Raw genomic sequence first — 19,970 nt, forward strand, 5'->3', positions numbered from 1 at the left:
CTCGCATGTCGCGCTTCGCTGTTGTCGGTTTGGACCATCGCCACGTCTACGATTTGACGGCCGGTTTGCTCGCCGCCGGCGCGGTCTGTGTCGGCCATGATCCGGAGACGTCGGATCCGCGCGTGCTGGCGGGGTTTCGCAAGCGGTTTCCGGATGTCCCGGCGGTGTCGCGGGATCGGTTGCTCGATGATCCGTCGATCGACTTCATCGTGCTGGGTTCGGTGCCGCGCGATCGGGCCGCGGTGGCGATCGCTGCGATGCGCCGTGGCAAGGACGTGATGGTCGACAAGCCCGGTGTGACGACACCGGAGCAACTCGCCGCTGTTGAGGCCGTGGTGGGTGAAACCGGGCGGATCTGGTCGGTTTCCCTGGGACGGCTGACGTCGCCTTCGATCCAGGCGGCGCTGGATGTGGCGCGATCGGGTGAACTCGGCCGGTTGGTCAGCCTGAACAGTCTGGCGCCGCATCGGTTGAACCGGGCGCTGCGTCCGGCCTGGTTCTTCGAACGTGAGGCGTACGGCGGGATCATCAACGATATCGGTGTCCACTCGATCGACCAGTTCCTGGCGTTCGCCGGCGCGTCCGAGGCGACGATCTCGGCCAGCACGATCGGGTGTTTTGGCACGCCGCCACAGGGGTTCGAGGATTTTGCCGAGATCACGCTGCGCAGCGAGACGATGACGGGAACGATGCGGTTGGATTGGTTCACGCCGGATGGATTGCCGGACTGGGGCGATGGGCGGTTGTTCCTGGTCGGGACCGAGGGCACGCTGGAACTGCGGAAAAACCTGGACCTCGAGGGCAGGGCAGGCGGTGACCACATGTTCGTATCGAACCGGCAGCGGACACGCTATCAGAATTGCGGTGGGCTGCCGGTGACGTACTACCGTCATTTTCTTGAGGACGTCCGGGACCGCACGGGACGGATGCTGGACGGCGGACAGGTGTTCTCGGTCTGCCGGCTGGCGTTGCAGTGCCAGGCGCAGGCGGTGCGATTCGCGCCTACGCCGGCCTGACCACCAGTTCGGTCAGTCCCATCGCCAGGACCCGTCGCAGATGATCGGGGGCGAGGGCGACGCAGCCGTCCGTGGGCGCGTAGTCGGGCCGGGCGATATGCAGGAAGATCGCCGAACCGCGACCCGGCACGACGGGTGAGTCGTTCCACCCCAATATGCCGATGATGTCGTAAACGGTGTCGTCCCGCCACAACACTTCGGCGCTGGCGGGGAACGGCAGACGCACCGCCTGATTGTAGGACGGGTTGGACGGGTCGTCGCACCAACCGTCGTCGGGTGCGAGTGCTCGTTCGGCGACCGCGCAGATGGGCGCGGTGCCGCGATCCGGCCGGTACAGCACGTTTCGCAGCGGCAATATCCCGACAGGTGTGGCGCCGTCGCCTTCCCGCTTGTCCGCTCGGACACCGCCACGTCCCAGGGCGGCGCGGAACGTTTCGTTGTTCACGGTCAGGGTGCCGTTGGCCGTAACGATCGCACGCATGGCTCAGGGGTCCTCCGGTCACGATTTTCATATCCGACGGAGTGGTTCTACGCTCAATCCATTCAATGGAGGAAACCAATGGCTCGCGTTCCGTATCTCGAACCGTCCGACCTCGCGCCCGAGGACCAGGATCTGCTGAAGCGCCCGATCTGGCTGTTCAAGGCCTTGGTCAATTCGCCCAAGGCGGCTCGGGCGTTCTCCGGGCTGGGTGGCTATATCCGGTATGGCAGCAAGCTGGACCCGAGGCTGCGCGAACTGGCGATCCTGCAGGTCGGCTGGCTGGCTCGGTCGCCGTATGAGTGGTCGCATCACGTCAAGCTGGGGCATGATTTCGGTGTCAGCGATGACGATGTGCAGGCGTTGATCGACGATACGGCCGGGAAGGCGACCAGCCTCGATCCGCTGTCGAAACTGGTGCTGAAGGCGGCGCGGGAGATGACGAAGGACGGCGCGATGGCCGAGGCGACGTTCGCGGCGCTGCAAACCGAGCTGGGCAACGAACTGGTGGTGGATCTGACGCTGACGATCGGGTTCTACAACGCCGTGGTGCGCGTGCTGGGGACGTTGCAGATCGATGTGGAGCCGGATTATCAGCCGTATCTGGACCGGTTTCCGTTGCCGGTGTGACCGGTCGGCTGCGGGAGGGGCGTCGGCTGACTCGCTTGTTGTTGGACTTCGCCCAAGCTTCTCGGAATGGCAGGTTCGGGGCGCCAGACCGGGATATTTGGGCGCGGTCTCTCCCATCGATATGGCCGGCTAAATAGAAACGCTCCATTGGTTGTCCGCGTTCGGAGGGATTCATGGTTCGTTAATATCCGCAGCGTAAGACCTTTCGGCGTCGGCGCGGACGCTTAGGCAGGTTTTATAAGGCGGATTAGCGGGATGAAGGTGGATGAAGGGGATTTGCGGTTTTGGGCGCCGGTGACCGAGCGGGTTATTGGGTGTGCTTTTCGGGTTGCCAATGCGCTCGGTCATGGGTTCGTTGAGAAGGTTTATGAGAATGCCCTGGCGCATGAGATGCGAAAAGCCGGGCTTGGTGTGGTGCAGCAGCGGGGGATCGTGGTCTTTTATGACGACGTGATTGTTGGCGAATATACCGCCGACTTGCTGGTCGAGGATCAGGTTATCGTTGAACTCAAAGTTGTGGGCGCGCTGAGCGATGTGCATGTCCCGCAATGCCGGAATTATTTGCGGGCGACCGGCAAGCCGTTGTGTCTGCTGATCAATTTTGGCCAGCCCAAAGTCGAAATTCGCCGCATCACCGCCGGGGCCTGATTGCGAGCGTCATCCCTTTCATCCCCCCCTTATCCCGCTTAATCCGCCTTAAAAGAGAGGTGCCTTGGCCGGGCACACTGCTTCGGGCGTCCCGGTCGTGACGGTATCGGAGAGTCGGTGTCACGGGGCTTGGTGTTAGCCCGGTCTGGCGGGGCTTGCGCGGCTGTTTGTGGGCAATTCGTGGCTGGCCAAACTCGATCTGGCTATGGCTTCGTGGACGGTTTGGCCTGTTTCATCGGATCGCTGGTTCCAGGGTTGGTTGCTCAGCCAGGTCTCAAAAGCCGCGTCCTGAGAATTTAGGTCGTCTTCTGAGACGTGGTGTTCAATCCTGGGGTCCGGGTTCGTTGTTAGTGCCGGTTCGGGCCACGCCGCCTGATGGGGTCCAGCATCCGGATTCACCACCCCCAGCATTGAGCGTTCGGCGATATGCTGGGCCCATGCGTCCTGGTTGGCCGCGCCCTCGATCGCCTCCCGCTTCTGGCGCACCGCCTGGACCCGCATCAGGCGTGCGTGCGCGGACAGCGATGTCCGCACCATTGATCCGTATTGGGCGTTCAGGCGCATCACCAATTGGATGTCATCGGCGTTCTGACGGATCAGGCGCAACATCTCCTCGGCCTGGGCACGAGCGGCGATGCATTGGGCGGCGAGATCGGCTTCGTTCGCGTTGACCGGCAGCAGCGCCGCCACCTTGGCGATGGCGGCGTGGTTTCTGGTGCGCAGCGCTGCGGGCGTGTCATCGAGCGGCGGCGGCAACAAGTCGGTGAGGGTATAGACAAGCTGGTAATACAGGTGCGTGGCGAGATCGATGGTCTGAGGCGGCTGGGAAAAGGTTTCCATTCCTTAGTGATAGATTAATATAGGAAATAAGTCAAGATTTGTTGATGCTGTTCTGGTCCGGTTCATCGAGTGAATATGGGCTGCGCCAGTTTTCCGTGGCTTGTCGCGGGCCGAAGCCTCCTCGTACAACGCTAGTAAAAACGGGAGGGCACGGTGATTGGTTGATCTGCAGCGAACGGATTGCGATCATCCCTCCTCCACTACCGGTCTTCGTTATGCTCGACCAAGTTCTGAACTCGTTGACTGACTTCAGCCTGGTGCTTTTCGGTGCGCTGGTTGCCGCGGCTCTGTTTGTCTCCAACGAGATCGGATACCGGATTGGCATGCATCGCGCGCAGCGCCGGCCCGCCGGGGAACAAGAGCACATCGGAATCGGCACGATTACCGCCGGCATGTTGGGGCTGCTGGCATTCACCCTCAGCCTGACGATCAATATCGCGCAAAACCGCTACGAGGCCCGACGGAGTCTTGTCCTGCAGGAAGCCAATTCCGTGCAGACAGCCTGGCTGCGATCGAAGCTGATCGGGGGTGAACGAGGTCCACCGATCACGGCGATGATCGAAGAGTTTGCCAAAGTGCAACTGGCCTATGTCAGCACGAACCGGTTTGAGGACGAAGCGGGGCTGATCGCCCGCAAGACAGCGTTAGAGGCGCAGATCTGGCACGCAATGCAGGTCCTGAGCCATGAGCAGCCGACCACCACGTCGGGCCTGGCCTTGGCACTGACCGAGATGTTCAGTGCCGCGCGGGCGGAGCGGTTTGCTTTTGCCAGCCAGGTGCCGGCCGACCTGACATGGATGTTGATGGGCGGGTCGATGTTGGCGATCGGCGCACTGGGCTACCATCTGAGGGCGTCGGGGAGCCGGCATATCGTGCTGACATCGCTCCTGCTGGTCATGTGGGCGGGCGGTATCGTGCTGATTGCCGACCTCAACCGCCCGCGGATCGGGGCGATCAGAGTGGATCCTGCCCCGCTGAGATGGACCGTTGAAGATTTTTCCGCACTGTAGGGCGGGCTCCGTGAGCCGACGCGAATGGAAACCACTCTAACTGCCGCGGCCGGCTACCCCGTCATGCCGACGGGGCGGCATCTAGGCCTTTTGCCCTCCTAACTAAAGGCGTGGATGGTGGGCCTTCGCCCACCATGACGGCGGGAGAGACGGTGGGCCTTCGCCCACCATGACGGCGCGAGAGACGGTGGGCCTTCGCCCACCATGACGGCGAGAGAGACGATGGGCCTTCGCTCACCATGACCGCGCGAGAGACGATGGGCCTTCGCTCACCATGACCGCGCGAGAGACGATGGGCCTTCCTCACAGACTCCGATTTGCCCGAGCGACCACGGCCTCGAACAATACCTGGCAGCCTGCTTCGGCTTCCTCTGGTTCGATGCTCTCGGCTTCGTTGTGTGACAGGCCGTCCTTGCAGGGGGTGAAGATCATCGCCGTCGGGACGTGGCGCGCGACGTAGACTGCGTCGTGGCCGGCGCCGGAGACGATCTCGCGGGTGCTGTAGCCGAGCCTGGCGGCGCCTTGGCGGACCAGGTCGACGCAGGACGGGTCGAAGGGTTGGGCGGGAATCTTGAACAGTGTGGTCAGTTCCAGCTTTATCCCGCAGGCGTCGGCGATGGCCTGCGCGGCCGGCGGGAACTCGGCGTCAAGAACATCGACTTCCGCATCCGAGGGGTGGCGGAATTCGATCGAGAAACGGACCTCGCCCGGCACTACGTTGCGGCTGTTGGGGGAGACGAGCAATTGGCCGACGGTTCCGCGGCCATCTTCGCCGCGTGCGCGCATCATGCGGTCGACGAGGTCGATGATGCGGGCGGCGCAGACCAGGGCGTCCTTGCGGGTGGAGGGGGGCGTGGTTCCGGCGTGGCTGTCTTGTCCGATCGTCACCGCATCGTACCAGACCTGGGACTGGGCGCCGGTCACGATACCGATCTGCCTAGCCTCGCGTTCCAGGATCGGTCCTTGCTCGATGTGGAGTTCGAAATAGGCATCGGCCTTGAAGGGGGAGGCCGGCTCCGGTCCCCGGTAGCCGATTCCGTCCAATGCAGTGGCCACAGATACGCCTTCGGTGTCGGTCAGCCCGTAGGCTTTTTCCAGTCCGAACACGCCGGCCCAGACGCCGGAGCCCATCAGGCTGTGGCCGAAGCGGCTGCCTTCCTCATCCGTCCAGTTGATCAGTTCCAGGGGGGCTTCGGTGACGACGTCCAGGTCGTTCAGGCTGCGCATGACCTCCAGACCCGCCAGCACGCCCAGCGCGCCGTCGAATTTGCCGCCGCTTGGCTGGCTGTCCAGGTGGCTGCCGAACAGCACCGGCGCCCGCGACGGGTCGCGTCCTGGCCGGCGGGCGAACATGTTGCCGATCGCGTCCACCCGGACGGTCAGGCCTAGTGCCCGACATTCGGTGCGGAATTTGTCGCGTCCGCGTTTGTCGACGTCAGTCAGGGTCAGCCGGCGCACGCCGCCTTTCGCTGTTGCGCCGATCTCGGCGTATCCCATCAGGGTGTCCCAGAGGCGCTTGCCGTCAATTCGCAGGTTTGTTTGTGTCATCGCGGCATCTTGCTCAGTGGCCGGCTTCCTGCAAGCCTGCATGTCATGAACACACCTTCGATCATGCGAAATGGCGACCTGGACAGCCCCGATGTCTGGCAGGCGCGTGTCGATCTTGCCGCCTGTTTCCGAGCGGCTGCGCGGATGGGGCTTAGCGAGGGCATCTGCAACCATTTGTCCTTCATGGTGCCCGGCCGGGACGATTTGTTCCTGGTCAACCCCGATGGCTGGTCGTTCGCGGAGATCACCGCCTCCCGCCTGTTGGTCTGCGATTTTCATCGCAATGTCATTGCCGGGGACGGGGTGCCGGAGGACACCGCTTTCTACATCCACGCCCGCCTGCATGCGCGTTTGCCGCGCGCCCGCGCCGCGTTCCACACCCACATGCCGAACGCCACGGCGCTGACGATGGTGGAGGGCGATCCGCTGATCTGGGCCGGGCAGAGTGCGCTGAAATTCTACGGCCGCACGGTGGTGGACGACGCCTATAACGGCCTGGCGCTGGACGAATCGGAGGGTGATCGTATCGCTGCCAGCGTCGGCGACGCCGACATCGTGTTCATGAAGCACCACGGTGTGCTGGTCCTGGCGCCCAGCATCGCCAAGGCCTGGGACGATTTGTATTATCTCGAACGTGCCTGTGAGGTGCAGCGGCTGGCGCAATCCACCGGCCGGCTGGTCGTGCCGGTTCCGGTTCACATCGCCGAGGCGACGGCGGAGCAGATGCGGCATGAAGGCGGACGGGATTCGCCGAAACTGCATTTGGACAGTATCAAGCGGCAACTCGATCGCGACGCGCCGGAGTATCGCCAGTGACCCGACTTGTGCCTGTTGTACTGGCGCTGCTCAGCTTCACCGGCTGTACGCTGATCGACCAGACGACTTTCGCGCCGGCGCCGGAGGCCAAGGCGCAGCCGGCTCCGCCGCAGGCTCCCGTCACGCTGGATGCGCGCACACCGCTGGTGACCATCGACTACACGGTGCCGTCGCCGGATTATGCTGAGCTGCTGCATGACGCCGTGTCCGCGGCGAGGGCCAGGTATGCGGACGTGCAATTCGACGTCGTGGCGGTCCTGAAGGACACATCGGAGATCGCTGCCGGGCAGGCACACGCCACCGGGGTGATGCGCTCGATCATGCGGGACCAGGTGCCGGCGGACCGCATCCATCTGGGCGTGCGCACCGACCCGGCCCTGGCCGCGAGCCAGGTCCGTGTCTACATCCGCTGAGTTTCGCCCAGGGCGGATCATCAGCGCACGCACCGAGGGTATTGCCCTGGTGCTGTTCACCGCCTGTAGCTGGGGACTCACCTGGCCGCAGTCGAAGTTTCTGCTGACGATGCTGCCGCCGTTCACGATGCGCGCGTCCTGCGGCGTCGCCGGGTTCAGTTTCGCGTTCCTGGTGGCTTTCATCCGGGGGGAGCGGATTTGGCCGCCGCGTGACCAGTGGCCGCGGCTGATTTTGTTCGCGATGCTGAACTATGGGCTGTTCATCGTGCTGACGACCGAGTCGCTGGTATGGCTGAAGGCGTCCGAGGCGGTGGTGATCACCTACACCCTGCCGGTCTGGGCCTCCCTGCTGGCCTGGCCGATGCTGGGGGAGCGGCCGACGGTTCGGAAAATCGTGGCGCTGGTATTGGCGCTGGGTGGCGTCGTGCTGTTGGTCGGTGCCGATACGGCCGGGGCGACCTGGCAGACGCTGCCTGCCGCGGGGATGAGCCTGGCCGCGGCGATTCTGTTCGGTCTCGGGACGGTGCTGGCGAAGAAGAAGCCGCTGCGGCTGCCGCCGACGGCCTCGGTCGCGTGGCAGGCGATGCTGGGGATGATGCTGGTTATCGCGTTGGCCTGCTTCGAGCATCCGCACTGGGGGAATGTCACCGCCGGTGGGTGGGTCTCGATCGCCTATATTTCCACGATTCCGCTGACGATCGGCTATCTGGCTTGGTTCCGGGCGTTGCGGATGGTGCCCGCTTCTACGGCGGCGACGACGGTGCTGGTGTCGCCGCTGGTGGGGGTGATCGGGTCGGGCGTGCTGTTGGGCGAGACATTCGGTCCACGCCAGATCGTGGCGTTGGCCATGACTTTGGGTGGGGTGGCGCTGGCGGCGCGAGGGTAGGGCGCGCCACGGAGATTTTGATGGGTTGTGGGGTGGTCCTTCTTGTCAGGATTGTCGGTCGGTCGGGAGGCGACTCTGAACAATGGCTGGTTTCGACCCACCTCGGCCGCCAGACTGCCGATCAGGTGATCTAGGAACCGGACATTCACCGCAGCAGGCGCGAATTTTTCATTGGAGCAAACCAATTCAACGCGAAATTGCCTCCAGCCGTAGGCCAGTGGTGCGCGGGCCCAGAAGCGCGATGATCAGAAACACCATGAACATGGCGCCGGCGACAAAAGTGAAGACACCGATTGTCCCGTAGTTTCTCAGGCACCAGGCGATCATGAAACCGACGAACACGGTGCTGACGCGGCTCCAGGAGTATGTGAAACCGACCGCGCGCGCACGAATCCGGGTCGGATACAGCTCCGACTGATAAGCATGGAACGAGTACGCCATCACGGTGTTTGAAAACGCGATCAACGCGCCGGTGACCATAATGCCTGCCGCACTGGTCTGCTGCGAAAACGCCAGGCCGAAGATCCCGATCGAAAGCGCGGACAACGCGAGCTGCCATTTTCGCTCGCAGCGATCGGCGAATTGTGTCGCGCACAGAGCGCCGAACGGATTGGCGGCCACGATAATAACCGTGTAGGCCAGCGATCGTGTGACCGTAATTCCTTGCGCCAACAGTAGCGTCGGTACCCAACTGGTAAATCCATAATAGCCGACCACCTGCAACACCTGAAACACAATCAGCATCAGGGTGCGTTGCAGATAAGGCGGGCGAAAAATTTCCGCGTAAGAACCGATACTGTGCTCAATCTCGTTGTCGAGCGTTTGTGGTGGCGGCAGCCTGCGGCCGACCTGGGTCTCGACCCGTGTCTCGATCATCCGCGTGACGCGTTCGGCTTCTGCGGCGCGGCCTTTCTGCGCGAGCCAGCGTGGCGACTCGGGTAGGGCCAGGCGCAGGAACCAGGCAATGATGGCGCCGCTCGCGCCGATGATGGCGACGCAGCGCCAACCGTCGAGACCAAAGACGGTGGTTGGAACCAGTGCCCAGGCAAGAAATGCCGTGATTGGATAGGCCGTTGTACCGATCAGGGACACGGACGCGAATGCTTTGCCGCGCCTTTCCCTGGGCACCAGTTCAGACAGATAAGTGTCAATGGTGACGAATTCGACGCCAATGCCGATGCCGGCGAGGAAGCGCCAGACGACAAGACCGACATCGCTTGTCTGCAGTGCCATGAAGAAGGTGGCCACGCTGTACCAGACCAGCGCGTAGGTGAAAACTGTCCGCCTACCGAAATAATCCGAGAGCGGAGCCAGCCACTGCGTGCCGATGAACATACCGACGAACGTCGCGGCGATCAGGCTCGCATAGCCGTGGATGTCGAAGAATCCGGCGGTCGTCGGCACCATGATGCCGGCTTTGTACAGGCCGGGCGCGATAAACGAGATCAGGCCGTTGTCGAAAACGTCGAAGAACGCGCCGAGCGCCAACAGCACGATGAAACGGCGCACATAGGGCGATGGCGGTAACCGGTCCATGCGAGCGGCGATCGTTACCCTGGGCGGCATGAGCCGCGGATCCCCGATCGGTATGGCGATGTTCTCGGCCATGGTGTTACCACCCCTTCCTTGCGTAGTTCGGGGGCGCGAGACAACTACGCTGACGTTTCCCCTATGCACGCCAATCCGGACATCATGGATGAACGATAACCGTCGGTTCGGCGGACAAGCAAGATCAACCGTAACACGACCGCGGCATATGCCATGCGTGCGCCGCTCGGGCGCGAACTGCACCCTCTCAACGCACGTCTCAGGTCGCCGGTGTGGGCCTCCATCACTGGCGCCGTCCCTCAACGTCGGACGAGCGGCAGGCCCCATGATCGCCAACAAGACGGGTTACTGAACAGACCACTTTCTGCCTGATCGACACGGCGCCAAAAGGCGCAGTCTACGCATCCATCAGCCCGGCCGCCTGGTGGGTGAAGAGATCCCGGTAAGCTCCGCCGCGCTGCATCAGTTCGACGTGCGTGCCTTCCTCGGCGATGTCGCCGCGATCGAACACCAGGATGCGGTCCAGGGCGCGGACGGTGGACAGCCGATGGGCGACCACGATGCAGGTGCGGCCCAGCATCAGGCGCTGCATCGCGTCCTGGATCAGGCCCTCGGAATGGCTGTCCAGGCTGGATGTGGCTTCGTCGAGGATCAGGATCGGCGCGTTGGCGAGGAACGCGCGTGCCAGGGCCACGCGCTGGCGTTCACCGCCGGACAGTTTTACGCCGCGTTCGCCGACCAATGTTGCGTAGCCGCGGGGCAGGCGGACGATGAAGTCGTGGGCGTTGGCGAGGTGGGCGGCGCGTTCGATCTCGGCCCGCGTGGCCGCCGGGTTGGCGTAGGCGATGTTCTCGGCCAGGGTGCGGTGGAACAGCACCGGTTCCTGGGCAACGACGGCGATCTGGTGGCGCAGGCTGGCTTGCGTTGCCTCGGCGATGTCCTGGCCGTCGATGGTGATGCGGCCGTCCGTCACGTCGTACAGCCGCTGGATCAGCTTCACGAACGTGGATTTGCCCGACCCGGAGTGGCCGACCAGGCCGACCCGTTCGCCGGCGCGGATGGTCAGCGTCAGGCGGTCGTACAGCGCCGTGGTGTGGCCGCCGTAGCGGAAGGTGACGTCCTCGAAGCCGATGCGGCCGGCGGTGATGCTGAGGTCGCGGGCGGCGGGGCGATCGGCGATGCCGATTGGTTCGGCATCGAGGGCGACCATCTCCTCCATGTCGTTCACACAGCGTTGCAGGTTGGCGATGTGGTGGCCCAGGTCGCGCAGATAGCCGTGCACGACGAAATACGCCGTCAGCACATACGTTACGTCACCCGGCGTTGCTCGGCCTTGCCACCAGAACATCAGCGCGGTGCCGACGACCGTGGTGCGCAGGATCAGCAGGGCGGTGTTCTGCGCGGTGCTGCTGTTGGTGCCACGGATCCAGGTGCGGCGGGTGCGGCGCTGCCACTTGGCGAGGATGCCGGCGAGGACCGCGTCCTCGCGCGGTTCGGCAGCGAAACCCTTGACCACGGCGTTGCAGCCGATGGCGTCGGCCAGGGCACCGCCGATGCGCGTGTCCCATCGGTTGGACAGGCGCGCGGCGGGGGCGACGTAGCGCAGGGTCGCGACGATGGACAGCACGAGAAAAACCATCGCCCCGCCGAAGACAAGTCCGCCCATCGCCGGCCAGCGCAGCCCCAGCAAAAGGGCTGATCCGAACAGGACCAGGATGGACGGGACGAAGGCCAGCACGACGGTGTCGTTCAGCAGGTCGATCGCCCACATGCCTCGGGTGACCCGGCGCACGATGGAGCCGGCGAAGCTGTTGGCGTGCCAGTCGGTGGCGAAGCGCTGGACTCGCCAGAAGGCGTCCTGTGCCGCGTCTCGCATCATGCGGGTGGTGACCCGGATGATGCCGAGGAATGAGAGGTGGCGGCCGACGATCTGCAGCGAACCAAGCGCGGCCATCGCCACCAGGGCGGCGATGGCCGCGGTCCGGCCGGTGATGCGGTCCGGTTCGGCCACTGCGTCGATGAGGCGACCGGCGTAGATGGGCATCGCCAGGTCGGCCACGGTGGCCATCAGGATGGCGGCGATGGTGGCGGCGACGGCGGCGGGCTGGCGCAACCAGCGGACGGCGGTGTAGCCAAGAACGGCCTGAAAAGACCTTCCGGAAGCGTGGGTCACGATATGGGCGGCTGCCGTTGCCGGCATACCGATCCTCTGGGGTGCCGCTGATGAGGCGGCGGCGGGGGGAAGTTAGGAGAGATGGCGCCTGGGGCGCCGCGGGCTTCGATCTAGGATCGCGAGAGCGATACGGTCGTAAGGACGCCCGAGAACCCGGCTGGGGAGGAGAAAACGCGCATAATCGTCATTCACGGCCTCCCTGGTTGCGGGTTGAGGTGCGATGTTTCCCATAGGGATCGGTGAAAAAGCAAGTACTGATTTGTGTTACTGTGTGACCGGTATGTTTCGGTGACGCCGATATGGGCGTGGCCTTATAGGCGTCAGGATAATGGATGGGTGCAGAATCGTTGGGGCGGATTGGTGGCGCCCCTTCCGTCATGGCCGGGCGTGTCCCGGCCATCCGCGCTTCATCCGCCGATGCGAAGATGGCCGGGACACGCCCGGCCATGACGGGGAGAGGGTGTCGGCCGTCCAAATCACCCAAACCGAGGCATCACCTCCGTGTAGAACCGTTCGATTGACTTCATCAGTTTCGCGTGCTGGATCAGTGAATTGTAAGTATAGCAGAATATCCAATCGACATTCTGCCGCTTCATGTTTGCCTCAACCCCGCGAATCACCGTGTCGACGGTCCCGGCCAGGATGTAGCCTTCGCGAACGGCTTCCTCCGGCGTCAGGAACGACCCGGTCTTCGGGTCCTGCATCCCGCGCCGGAAGCCGAACGGTTCGAACCAGGCGCGGCCGGAGAACTGGCCGGAATCCCGCCATAGTGCCATCGCCTCCTCATCCGTATCGGCGATGATCACGTCGCGCAGCAGCCCCGTTCCATGCCCGCGAGGACGCCCGGAGACCTCGGCGTAGACGTCGTACAGGTGGTTTTCATATACCGGCAGCATGGCAGGCAGGATTGCGGTCACGCCTTCTTTCGCGGCCCAGCGAATCGAGTTTTCCGATGACGCGAAGGGTAGGAAGACCGGGGGGTGCGGTTTCTGCAACGGCTTCGGTACCACGCCGACCGCCTTCAGGATTCCGTTCTCGACGCCCTTGCCATATTTCGCGGTCGTATCCAGAGTCCATGGAGTCTCTCCCGCCGGCACCTTCCAGAACTGACCGTCGTGGGTCAGCATCTCCTGCGTCCAGCATTTCTTGATGATCTGGAAATTCTCCTCGAATGCCGCGCGGTTGGCGGCATCGATCGCGTCGTGCTGATGCGGCAGCGCCCCGCTCACGCCGTGGGTCTGCTGCGCCATGATGTCCACCCAGCGCCGCTGATACCCCCTGGCGAACCCGGCGTTCGCACGGCCGCCGGTCATGTGATCGAGCATTGCGATATCCTCGGCGACGCGGATCGGGTTGGCCGCCGGCAATACGATGCCCAACTGTCCGACCCTGATCCGTTTCGTCTGCATCGCGAAATACAAATCGAGCAGCACCGGATTGTTGGAGACCTCGAACCCCTCGATATGGAAATGATGTTCGGTGAAGCTGACCGAGTCATACCCCAGATCGTCTGCCATCCGGATCTGTTCGGACAATTCCGCCAGCATCCGCTGATAAAGCTCGGGCCGCATGCCCGCCATACCGGCCTCGATCTCCGTTCGGCTGCCGGCGCTCGGCAGATAAAACAGCGATGCTTTCACGGCTTAATCTCCTGGTATGTTTGACTGGCGGCGTGTCCTCAAACGTGCCGCACCGCTGGCAAAATCCTGGCCGCGTTATCGCGCCCGATCCCGCGCAACACCTTGCCTTTGAACCGCTGCGCCAGCCCCGCCGCGGTCTCCGCCGATGTCCGGTAGGGGAAATCCGACCCGAACACGATCTGCGACGTCGGCACCAGTTTCGCCAGTGCCTCGATGGTGACCGCGTTCGCGACCTGGGCCGTGTCGTAGAAGAACCGGTTCAACTCATGCTGCACCTGATCGTGGGTGATCTTCCCTTTATAGGGCGGCATTCTTTCCATCTGGATCTGCAACCGCTCCGCCACTGCCGTCAGCACGCCACCACCATGGGAGAAGATGAAGCTGATGTCCTGATACCGCTGCGACGCGCCCGAGAAGATCAGGTTGACGATGGTCCGGGTGGTATCCGCGCCATACTCCACTGCCACGTCGGGCACGTCCTTAGCGAGGTTCACGCAGCAGTTCGGCGTGGTTGGGTGGGTATAGACGACGGCCTTGCGGCGGTTCAGTTCGTCGAATACCGGCTGGAATTCGGGGTAGCCGAGCCATTTGTCGCCGTAGTCGGTCATCATGCCGATGCCGTCCGCGTGCAGCGTATCCAGGGCGTAGGCGAGTTCCTTCAGGCTTTCGTCGATATGCGGCATCGGCAGCATCGCGAAGACACCGAAGCGGCCCGGATGGTCGTCGGCCAGTTTGCGGGCGTATTCGTTCGACTCGCGGGCGACCCGAGCGGCGTCGGCGGCACCCAGGAAACTGACCTGCGGCAGGGTCGGGCTGGTCATGGCGATGGCGACGCCGCCTTTGTCCATATCTTCCAGCGACTGTTCGGGCCGCCAGTTGTTCATCGGCGGCGAATCGAGCTTCGCGGCTTTCAACGCCGCCACCCAGGCCGGTGGCGCGATGTGATGGTGCACGTCGATCCGAAACGGCTTTTCGGCCGCGGAAGCCGATCCGAAAAGTCCGGCCGCACCCAGAGCCGAAGCCCCCGTCAGCAGTCCACGCCGCCCCAGGACGCCGACATCGCAGCAGGCGCAGCCGTTCATCATCCCCATCGGTTTCCCCCGTCGTCGCCAGCGGCTGATCCGCCAGTCAGTTTTGTCCCGCCACCTTGTGGTAGCCGCGCCCGTAGTAGATCAAGCCCTCATGCGCGGACCCGGTTCGCACCGCTTCAACCGAGCAGATGAATATATCGTGGGTACCGACCTCAACCACCTGAGTGATGCGGCAGTCGAACACCACCACCGCCTGGTCCAGCACCGGCGCGCCGGTTTGCAGCCGATGCCAGGCATAGCCATCGAAACGCTCATTCATCGTGTGCTGGGTCATGCCGGCGAACACAGGCGAAAGACCCTCCTGAGCCGGCGTCAGCGTGTTCACGCACAGCACGGCATTTTGCCGCATCGCCGGATACGAATCATTCGAGCGATTGGCACACACCAGAAGGGTTGGCGGCGTGTCCGTCACGCTGGTGACGGCGCTCGCGGTAAAGCCGGCACGGCCGCCTGGCCCGTCGGTGGTGATCACATTCACCGCGGCACCCAGCCGGGCCATCGCCTCGCGGTAGGCTTGCTTTTCCACCGGCACGTCTCGCATCCTCCGCTTATTCCTGTGAACGAGTATGGCGCACGTTCGTCGCGGTGGCCAGATGAGCGGCTCCGGCGATCCATGCCACGGTAATGCCACGAAAATCCATCTATACGCATGGACATGCGGTTGGTGCTGTCATTTCTGTCCTTGCTTCTTGTGGCTGGGCTTCTTGTGGCTGGTCCGGCGTGGCCCGACCAGGCTGGATTGCGGCCACCCGAAAGTGCTGTCGAATTGCGGTCCTATGGATTTGGTCTGATCCCGCTGGATGGAAAATTCACCCGTTTTCACGGCTGGATACGCTACGATCCCGCCAACACTGGCGCATGCCAGGTTATGCTGGACATCGACGCGGGGAGCCTGACGATGGCGAGCGAAACGATCCGCGATCGGATCACCGGACCGGGGATGATGGATGTGGCACGCTTCCCAGCCCTGACGTTCGACGGCAGGTGCCAGGGTGAAACGGTCACCGGCGACCTTACGTTGCACGGCGAAACACACCCGCTCGTCCTGGATACCGTTCGGTCGCGGGGAACGATCGTGGCGACTGGCCAGATCCGGCGCGCCGAGTGGGGCATCACCGGCAGCGCGCTGATCGGCGGACCGACCATTCGGATCCGGGTCACAGTGCCCGATCCCGCCAGTGGAGCGCACATCTGATGCGCGTTCCCTCCGCCCTGATACCGCTGCGAAACGGAACCTTCCGCCATCTGTGGCTTGCCAGCGTCGTCGGCTGGCTTGGCACATGGTTGCAGAACACCGGTGCCGGGTGGCTGATGACGTCACTGGACCCGCAGCCGCTGGTCGTCGCCATGGTGCAGGCCGCGACGATCATGCCCGTCTTCCTGTTGGCGCTGCCCGGCGGTGCGCTCGCCGACATCGTCGATCGCCGGGTGTTTCTGCTGGGTGCGCAGACATGGACGATCCTGGCCGCCAGCCTGCTCGCCATCCTGACCCTGTGCCACGTCATGACGGCGTTCTGGCTGCTGGCGCTGACATTCGCGATCGGCATCGGCTCCGCGCTGACCGCCCCCGCCTGGAGTGCCATCGTCCCCGAACTGGTCCCGCGTGAGGACATGGTTCAGGCCATCGCGCTGAACGGGATCGGCTACAACCTGACCCGAGCGGTGGGACCTGCGATCGCGGGGTTTCTGATTTTGCTGGGTGGGTCGAGCCTGGCTTTTTCGATGTATGCGATCTCGATCCTGGCGGTGATCAGCGCGCTGTTCGTCTGGCGCCGGGAGCGTCGGTTCACGGGTCTGCCACGGGAACATCTTGTCTCCGCCATGCGCGCCGGCATGCGGTTCGTGCGCAACACGCCGGCGATCCAGGCGGCGATGATCCGCACCGCGTCCTATTCGATCCCCGCGTCCGCCCCATGGGCGCTGCTGCCGCTGTTCGTGCGGCGCGACCTCGACCTGGGTCCCGGCATGTATGGCGTCATCCTGGGGATGATGGGCGTCGGGGGAGTCACGTCCGGCATGCTGTTGCCGATGGTGCGCGGCAAGCTGTCACGCGGCGGAACCGTGGTGGGTTGCACGCTGCTGTCCTGTGTCGGCATGGCGATTGTCGGGGTGTCCCGGCACTGGATACCAGCTTCGTTCGGCATGCTGCTGTTCGGTCTGGGATGGACCTCCGCCTTCGCCACCATCCAGGCCGCGGCGCAACTCGTCTGCCCGCCCTGGGTCCGGGCGCGCGCCTTGTCGATCTACCAGTTGGCGCAGAACGGGGCGTTGACGGTCGGATCGTTCGGCTGGGGCTGGCTCGGTGGCGCGATCGGCATTCCGTACACCTTCCTGACCGCGTCCGTCGTTGGCTTGCTCTTGATGGTTGTGGCCCGCACGTTCAGCATCGAGGCGATCGTTCGCGCGAAATCACTCACCGTCGAGCCGCCCGCACCGCTACCCGAGGCCGCCGCGCCGGAATTCGTCCCGCTGCTGCGGAACGCGCGCGGGCGGATCATGGAAATGGCCTACTACCGCGTTGAGCCGTTGCAGCGGGTCGAGTTCCTGAAGCTTATGGACGAACTGCATCACGTCCGTGGCCGCACCGGGGCGGTGTTCTGGCAGGTGTATGAGGATGTCGCCCACCCGGAAGGCTGGGTCGAGGTCTGGTCCATGGAAAGCTGGACCGAACATTTGCGGGAGACGATTCGTCTGTCGGAGGATGACAGGCGGTTGCTGGCCGCGGTCGCCGTGTTTCAGCACGAAGCTCACCGGCCGTCCCGCTACCTGGCGGTGGACCCGCACGAGTATCTCCACGCCCATCCATCCGGTCATCCCGAACGGGAGAAACTGTCGATCACCGGGCCGCCGAAGCCGGCACTTGGTTGAACGCATCGTGGCGTGCACGCCGTTGCCCGCGATATCGAGGGGGGCGTCGCACAGCGAAGCGAGGCGGATGAAGAAGCCAGTCCGCACGAAGCCGTGATGATGCATTAGCGAAATCACGCCAGTGTTGAACAAACCCGGGCGCCGCATGGTCCGTTCGAACCGTATCGGGTCCAACGATCCGAGACTTTCGGCGACTCATCAAAGGTAGTCACCATGAATGATCAAGCAGACACCGGCGCGTCACTGCGGGAGCTGCGGGCGACATTCGCCAATGCCGACCAGATGCAGGCAGCGGTCAGCAAGTTGTCGATGTCCGGTTTCGATCGTGCCGATCTCAGTCTTCCCTCACCCGGGCTGATTAAGGGGACGGAAACGCCAGAAGCAGGAACCAAGCCGGCCGCCACCGATGCGGATGCCCGTCAGGCTCGCACGTTGGGGGCCAGCACGGCGGCAACGGCGGCGGCCCTGGCCGCGGCCGGCATCACCGTTGCGACTGGAGGGGCCGCAGCGCCTGCTATCGCGGCGGCGGTTGTCGCCGGCGGGGCTGCCGGCGGGTCGGTTTTTGTGGCCCATGACATCGCCGATCACATGGAACAAGACGATCGCGACACCCGCGCGGCCCACGGCGATCTGGTCCTGGCGGTGCGCATCACATCCGCTGCGAAGCGATCCAAGGCAGAGGCGATCCTGCAGGCAGCCGGCGCGACCGGCATCGAAGCCGTGACTTAAGGTATCCGGCCTTAGGCGATCACGCTCAAGGCCTCACCTCGCGGCTGCGTGATCCTCCCGGATCATTGCGGCACCCTTCTCACCGATCATGATCGTGGGCGCGTTGGTGTTGCCGGTGGTCAAGGTCGGCATCACCGATGCGTCGATGACGCGCAGGCCCTGCAGGCCATGCACGCGCAGCCGCGAGTCCACCACCGCGGACGGCCCGTCGCCCATCCGGCAGGTTCCAACCGGGTGATAGATCGTGGTGCCGTAGTGCCGCGCATAGTCCAGCAGCCCGTCATCGGTGGTAATATCCGGTCCCGGCAGTGTCTCCACCACACTGTGTTGAGCGATCGCCGGTGCTGCGAAAATCCCGCGGGTAAACCCGATCCCTGCCTTCAGAACCTGGAAATCCGCCGGATCGGACAGGTAGTTGGGTGTGATCACCGGCTTCTGGGTCGCATCGGCACTTGCGGCCATGATCGTGCCGCGGCTGTCAGGGCGAACCGGACACACCGCAACCGTCATGCCGTCCTGGCGCTCCAGCGTCCCGAACTTGCTGGGATCGTAGCTGGCGGGCGTAAACAGAAGCTGCAGGTCGGGGCTGGCTTTTTCGGGTGTGGACCGGCAGAAGACCTGGGCTGTCGTTACGCCGAAGGTCAGGGCGCCCCGGCCTTCCAGTGCAAACCGCAATACTTCGCGTGCCAGCCTGATCCCGCGCGCTAGTTTGTTGATGGAGATCGAGCCTTTCACGCGATGCGATACGCGTGCAACGTAATGATCTTGCAGGTTGCCGCCAACGCCGCGCAGGTCGTGCACCACCGGTACGCCGATGGATTGAAGATGCTCCGCCGGTCCCACGCCGGACACCTGCAGCAAATGCGGTGAGTTCACCGCACCACCGCACAGAATGACCTCTTTATGCGCGCGGGCTTCCACGATCTGGCCGCGTTGGCGGAAGGCCACACCGACGCATCGTTTGCCCTCGAACAGCAGTTTCGTGGCCAGTGCTTCGGTCTCGACGCGCAGGTTGGGGCGGCCCTGCGCTTCCTTCAGGAATGTTTGCGCGGTCGACCCACGCCACTTTCCCTTGCGGGTCATCTGTGAGTAGCCGACGCCCTCCTGCTGCCGTCCGTTCAGGTCCTTGCTGAATTTGTAGCCGGCCTGTTGGGCGCCTTCGATGAACTTGTGGGTCAACGGCAGGATCGTGCGGTAGTCTTCGACCTTCAGTGGTCCATCCTTGCCGCGGTATTCCGGATCGTCGCCTTGCTTATAGGTCTCCGACTTGCGGAAATAGGGCAGCACATCGTCGAAGCTCCAGCCGCGGCAGCCCATCTGCGCCCAACCGTCGAAGTCGGCCGGATTGCCGCGCACGTACAGCATCCCGTTGATGGAACTTGATCCGCCCAGCGTCTTTCCGCGCGGCCAGTGGATGCGGCGTCCGCTGCTGCCTTCGCCGGCCTCGGCGCTGTAGTTCCAGTTCACCACAGGATTGTACAGCAGCTTTAGGGTGCCGGCGGGGATGTGGATCCATAGCAGCGAGTCCTTCGGACCAGCCTCGAGCAGGATGACATTCGCGCCGGTCTCGGAAAGCCTGGCGGCGACGACGCAACCGGCAGAGCCGGCGCCGACGACGATGTAGTCAGCGTCCATC

19 protein-coding genes are annotated in these 19,970 nt (G+C 63.9%); 10 read left to right on the plus strand and 9 right to left on the minus strand.

The window, feature by feature from the left end; all coding sequences use genetic code 11:
- Positions 1 to 5 precede the first annotated feature (5 nt).
- A complete protein-coding gene (locus tag GSQ89_RS06755; protein WP_158923301.1) occupies positions 6 to 1,016 on the plus strand; it encodes a Gfo/Idh/MocA family protein in 1,011 nt (336 codons plus the stop codon).
- On the opposite strand, the gene GSQ89_RS06760 is transcribed toward GSQ89_RS06755, so the two are convergent.
- On the minus strand, positions 1,003 to 1,497 hold the full coding sequence (locus tag GSQ89_RS06760) for a L,D-transpeptidase (RefSeq protein WP_158923303.1): 495 nt from the start codon (positions 1,495 to 1,497) through the stop codon (positions 1,003 to 1,005). The genes GSQ89_RS06755 and GSQ89_RS06760 overlap by 14 nt on opposite strands.
- Before the next feature lie 78 nt (positions 1,498 to 1,575).
- Between GSQ89_RS06760 and GSQ89_RS06765 the strand changes: the two genes are divergently transcribed.
- Both GSQ89_RS06765 and GSQ89_RS06770 read left to right on the plus strand, forming a co-directional pair.
- Positions 1,576 to 2,124, plus strand: coding sequence for a carboxymuconolactone decarboxylase family protein (locus tag GSQ89_RS06765; RefSeq protein ID WP_158923305.1), 549 nt, complete (start codon positions 1,576 to 1,578; stop codon positions 2,122 to 2,124).
- 255 nt (positions 2,125 to 2,379) lie between these two features.
- Positions 2,380 to 2,772 carry a GxxExxY protein gene (locus GSQ89_RS06770; RefSeq protein ID WP_158923307.1) on the plus strand — a complete coding sequence of 131 codons (393 nt, stop codon included), beginning with the start codon at positions 2,380 to 2,382 and terminating at the stop codon, positions 2,770 to 2,772.
- A 135-nt stretch (positions 2,773 to 2,907) separates the two neighbouring features.
- On the opposite strand, the gene GSQ89_RS06775 is transcribed toward GSQ89_RS06770, so the two are convergent.
- A complete protein-coding gene (locus GSQ89_RS06775; protein ID WP_158923309.1) occupies positions 2,908 to 3,612 on the minus strand; it encodes a hypothetical protein in 705 nt (234 codons plus the stop codon).
- A 38-nt stretch (positions 3,613 to 3,650) separates the two neighbouring features.
- Here GSQ89_RS06775 and GSQ89_RS06780 point away from each other — a divergent pair, with 38 nt between their 5' ends.
- A complete protein-coding gene (locus GSQ89_RS06780) occupies positions 3,651 to 4,622 on the plus strand; it encodes a hypothetical protein (RefSeq protein WP_158923311.1) in 972 nt (323 codons plus the stop codon).
- A gap of 303 nt (positions 4,623 to 4,925) precedes the next feature.
- On the opposite strand, the gene GSQ89_RS06785 is transcribed toward GSQ89_RS06780, so the two are convergent.
- Positions 4,926 to 6,170: a Zn-dependent hydrolase gene (locus tag GSQ89_RS06785; protein ID WP_158923313.1), complete on the minus strand. Its 1,245-nt coding sequence runs from the start codon at positions 6,168 to 6,170 to the stop codon at positions 4,926 to 4,928.
- Positions 6,171 to 6,215: 45 nt separating this feature from the next.
- Here GSQ89_RS06785 and GSQ89_RS06790 point away from each other — a divergent pair, with 45 nt between their 5' ends.
- From GSQ89_RS06790 to GSQ89_RS06800, 3 genes are read left to right on the plus strand one after another with little or no spacing between them, the layout of a single operon-like run.
- On the plus strand, positions 6,216 to 6,986 hold the full coding sequence (locus GSQ89_RS06790) for an aldolase (RefSeq protein WP_158923315.1): 771 nt from the start codon (positions 6,216 to 6,218) through the stop codon (positions 6,984 to 6,986).
- Positions 6,983 to 7,399, plus strand: a complete 417-nt coding sequence (locus GSQ89_RS06795; protein ID WP_158923317.1) for a hypothetical protein — start codon at positions 6,983 to 6,985, stop codon at positions 7,397 to 7,399. Before GSQ89_RS06790 ends, GSQ89_RS06795 begins: the two co-directional genes overlap by 4 nt.
- Positions 7,383 to 8,285 (plus strand): DMT family transporter, encoded by a 903-nt coding sequence (locus GSQ89_RS06800; RefSeq protein ID WP_158923319.1) that lies wholly within the window; start codon positions 7,383 to 7,385, stop codon positions 8,283 to 8,285. Before GSQ89_RS06795 ends, GSQ89_RS06800 begins: the two co-directional genes overlap by 17 nt.
- Before the next feature lie 186 nt (positions 8,286 to 8,471).
- Here GSQ89_RS06800 and GSQ89_RS06805 read toward each other — a convergent pair whose 3' ends face one another.
- From GSQ89_RS06805 to GSQ89_RS06825, 5 genes are all read right to left on the minus strand, one after another.
- Positions 8,472 to 9,794: an MFS transporter gene (locus tag GSQ89_RS06805; protein WP_216856041.1), complete on the minus strand. Its 1,323-nt coding sequence runs from the start codon at positions 9,792 to 9,794 to the stop codon at positions 8,472 to 8,474.
- A 436-nt stretch (positions 9,795 to 10,230) separates the two neighbouring features.
- Positions 10,231 to 12,033: an ABC transporter ATP-binding protein gene (locus GSQ89_RS06810; protein WP_158923321.1), complete on the minus strand. Its 1,803-nt coding sequence runs from the start codon at positions 12,031 to 12,033 to the stop codon at positions 10,231 to 10,233.
- Positions 12,034 to 12,482: 449 nt separating this feature from the next.
- Positions 12,483 to 13,646, minus strand: coding sequence for an LLM class flavin-dependent oxidoreductase (locus GSQ89_RS06815; protein ID WP_158923323.1), 1,164 nt, complete (start codon positions 13,644 to 13,646; stop codon positions 12,483 to 12,485).
- A 38-nt stretch (positions 13,647 to 13,684) separates the two neighbouring features.
- A complete protein-coding gene (locus GSQ89_RS06820) occupies positions 13,685 to 14,731 on the minus strand; it encodes an amidohydrolase family protein (protein WP_158923325.1) in 1,047 nt (348 codons plus the stop codon).
- Between the two features lie 43 nt (positions 14,732 to 14,774).
- Positions 14,775 to 15,278, minus strand: a complete 504-nt coding sequence (locus GSQ89_RS06825) for a flavin reductase (protein ID WP_158923327.1) — start codon at positions 15,276 to 15,278, stop codon at positions 14,775 to 14,777.
- 123 nt (positions 15,279 to 15,401) lie between these two features.
- Between GSQ89_RS06825 and GSQ89_RS06830 the strand changes: the two genes are divergently transcribed.
- The 3 genes from GSQ89_RS06830 (at position 15,402) to GSQ89_RS06840 (ending at position 18,334) form a co-directional block, all read left to right on the plus strand.
- The gene (locus tag GSQ89_RS06830; protein WP_158923329.1) at positions 15,402 to 15,932 is read left to right on the plus strand and encodes a YceI family protein; all 531 of its coding nucleotides are present in this window, start codon (positions 15,402 to 15,404) and stop codon (positions 15,930 to 15,932) included.
- The gene (locus GSQ89_RS06835) at positions 15,932 to 17,605 is read left to right on the plus strand and encodes an MFS transporter (protein WP_158923331.1); all 1,674 of its coding nucleotides are present in this window, start codon (positions 15,932 to 15,934) and stop codon (positions 17,603 to 17,605) included. Before GSQ89_RS06830 ends, GSQ89_RS06835 begins: the two co-directional genes overlap by 1 nt.
- A gap of 213 nt (positions 17,606 to 17,818) precedes the next feature.
- A complete protein-coding gene (locus tag GSQ89_RS06840; protein WP_158923333.1) occupies positions 17,819 to 18,334 on the plus strand; it encodes a hypothetical protein in 516 nt (171 codons plus the stop codon).
- A gap of 33 nt (positions 18,335 to 18,367) precedes the next feature.
- On the opposite strand, the gene GSQ89_RS06845 is transcribed toward GSQ89_RS06840, so the two are convergent.
- Entirely contained in the window at positions 18,368 to 19,969 is a 1,602-nt protein-coding gene (locus GSQ89_RS06845) for a GMC family oxidoreductase (RefSeq protein ID WP_216856042.1), read from the minus strand.
- Position 19,970 lies beyond the last annotated feature (1 nt).

It is taken from the genome of Acidisphaera sp. S103, from assembly GCF_009765975.1.
Taxonomy (GTDB): domain Bacteria; phylum Pseudomonadota; class Alphaproteobacteria; order Acetobacterales; family Acetobacteraceae; genus Rhodopila.

Excerpts from the sequence above, each read along its gene's own strand:
- GSQ89_RS06755 (WP_158923301.1), top strand. The coding sequence starts at position 6 with ATGTCGCGCTTCGCTGTTGTCGGTTTGGACCATCGCCACGTCTACGAT.
- GSQ89_RS06790 (WP_158923315.1), top strand. The coding sequence starts at position 6,216 with ATGAACACACCTTCGATCATGCGAAATGGCGACCTGGACAGCCCCGAT.
- GSQ89_RS06760 (WP_158923303.1), bottom strand. The coding sequence starts at position 1,497 with ATGCGTGCGATCGTTACGGCCAACGGCACCCTGACCGTGAACAACGAA.
- GSQ89_RS06835 (WP_158923331.1), top strand. The coding sequence starts at position 15,932 with ATGCGCGTTCCCTCCGCCCTGATACCGCTGCGAAACGGAACCTTCCGC.
- GSQ89_RS06845 (WP_216856042.1), bottom strand. The coding sequence starts at position 19,969 with ATGGACGCTGACTACATCGTCGTCGGCGCCGGCTCTGCCGGTTGCGTC.
- GSQ89_RS06770 (WP_158923307.1), top strand. The coding sequence starts at position 2,380 with ATGAAGGTGGATGAAGGGGATTTGCGGTTTTGGGCGCCGGTGACCGAG.
- GSQ89_RS06840 (WP_158923333.1), top strand. The coding sequence starts at position 17,819 with ATGAATGATCAAGCAGACACCGGCGCGTCACTGCGGGAGCTGCGGGCG.
- GSQ89_RS06810 (WP_158923321.1), bottom strand. The coding sequence starts at position 12,033 with ATGCCGGCAACGGCAGCCGCCCATATCGTGACCCACGCTTCCGGAAGG.
- GSQ89_RS06775 (WP_158923309.1), bottom strand. The coding sequence starts at position 3,612 with ATGGAAACCTTTTCCCAGCCGCCTCAGACCATCGATCTCGCCACGCAC.
- GSQ89_RS06820 (WP_158923325.1), bottom strand. The coding sequence starts at position 14,731 with ATGATGAACGGCTGCGCCTGCTGCGATGTCGGCGTCCTGGGGCGGCGT.
- GSQ89_RS06765 (WP_158923305.1), top strand. The coding sequence starts at position 1,576 with ATGGCTCGCGTTCCGTATCTCGAACCGTCCGACCTCGCGCCCGAGGAC.
- GSQ89_RS06785 (WP_158923313.1), bottom strand. The coding sequence starts at position 6,170 with ATGACACAAACAAACCTGCGAATTGACGGCAAGCGCCTCTGGGACACC.
- GSQ89_RS06825 (WP_158923327.1), bottom strand. The coding sequence starts at position 15,278 with ATGCGAGACGTGCCGGTGGAAAAGCAAGCCTACCGCGAGGCGATGGCC.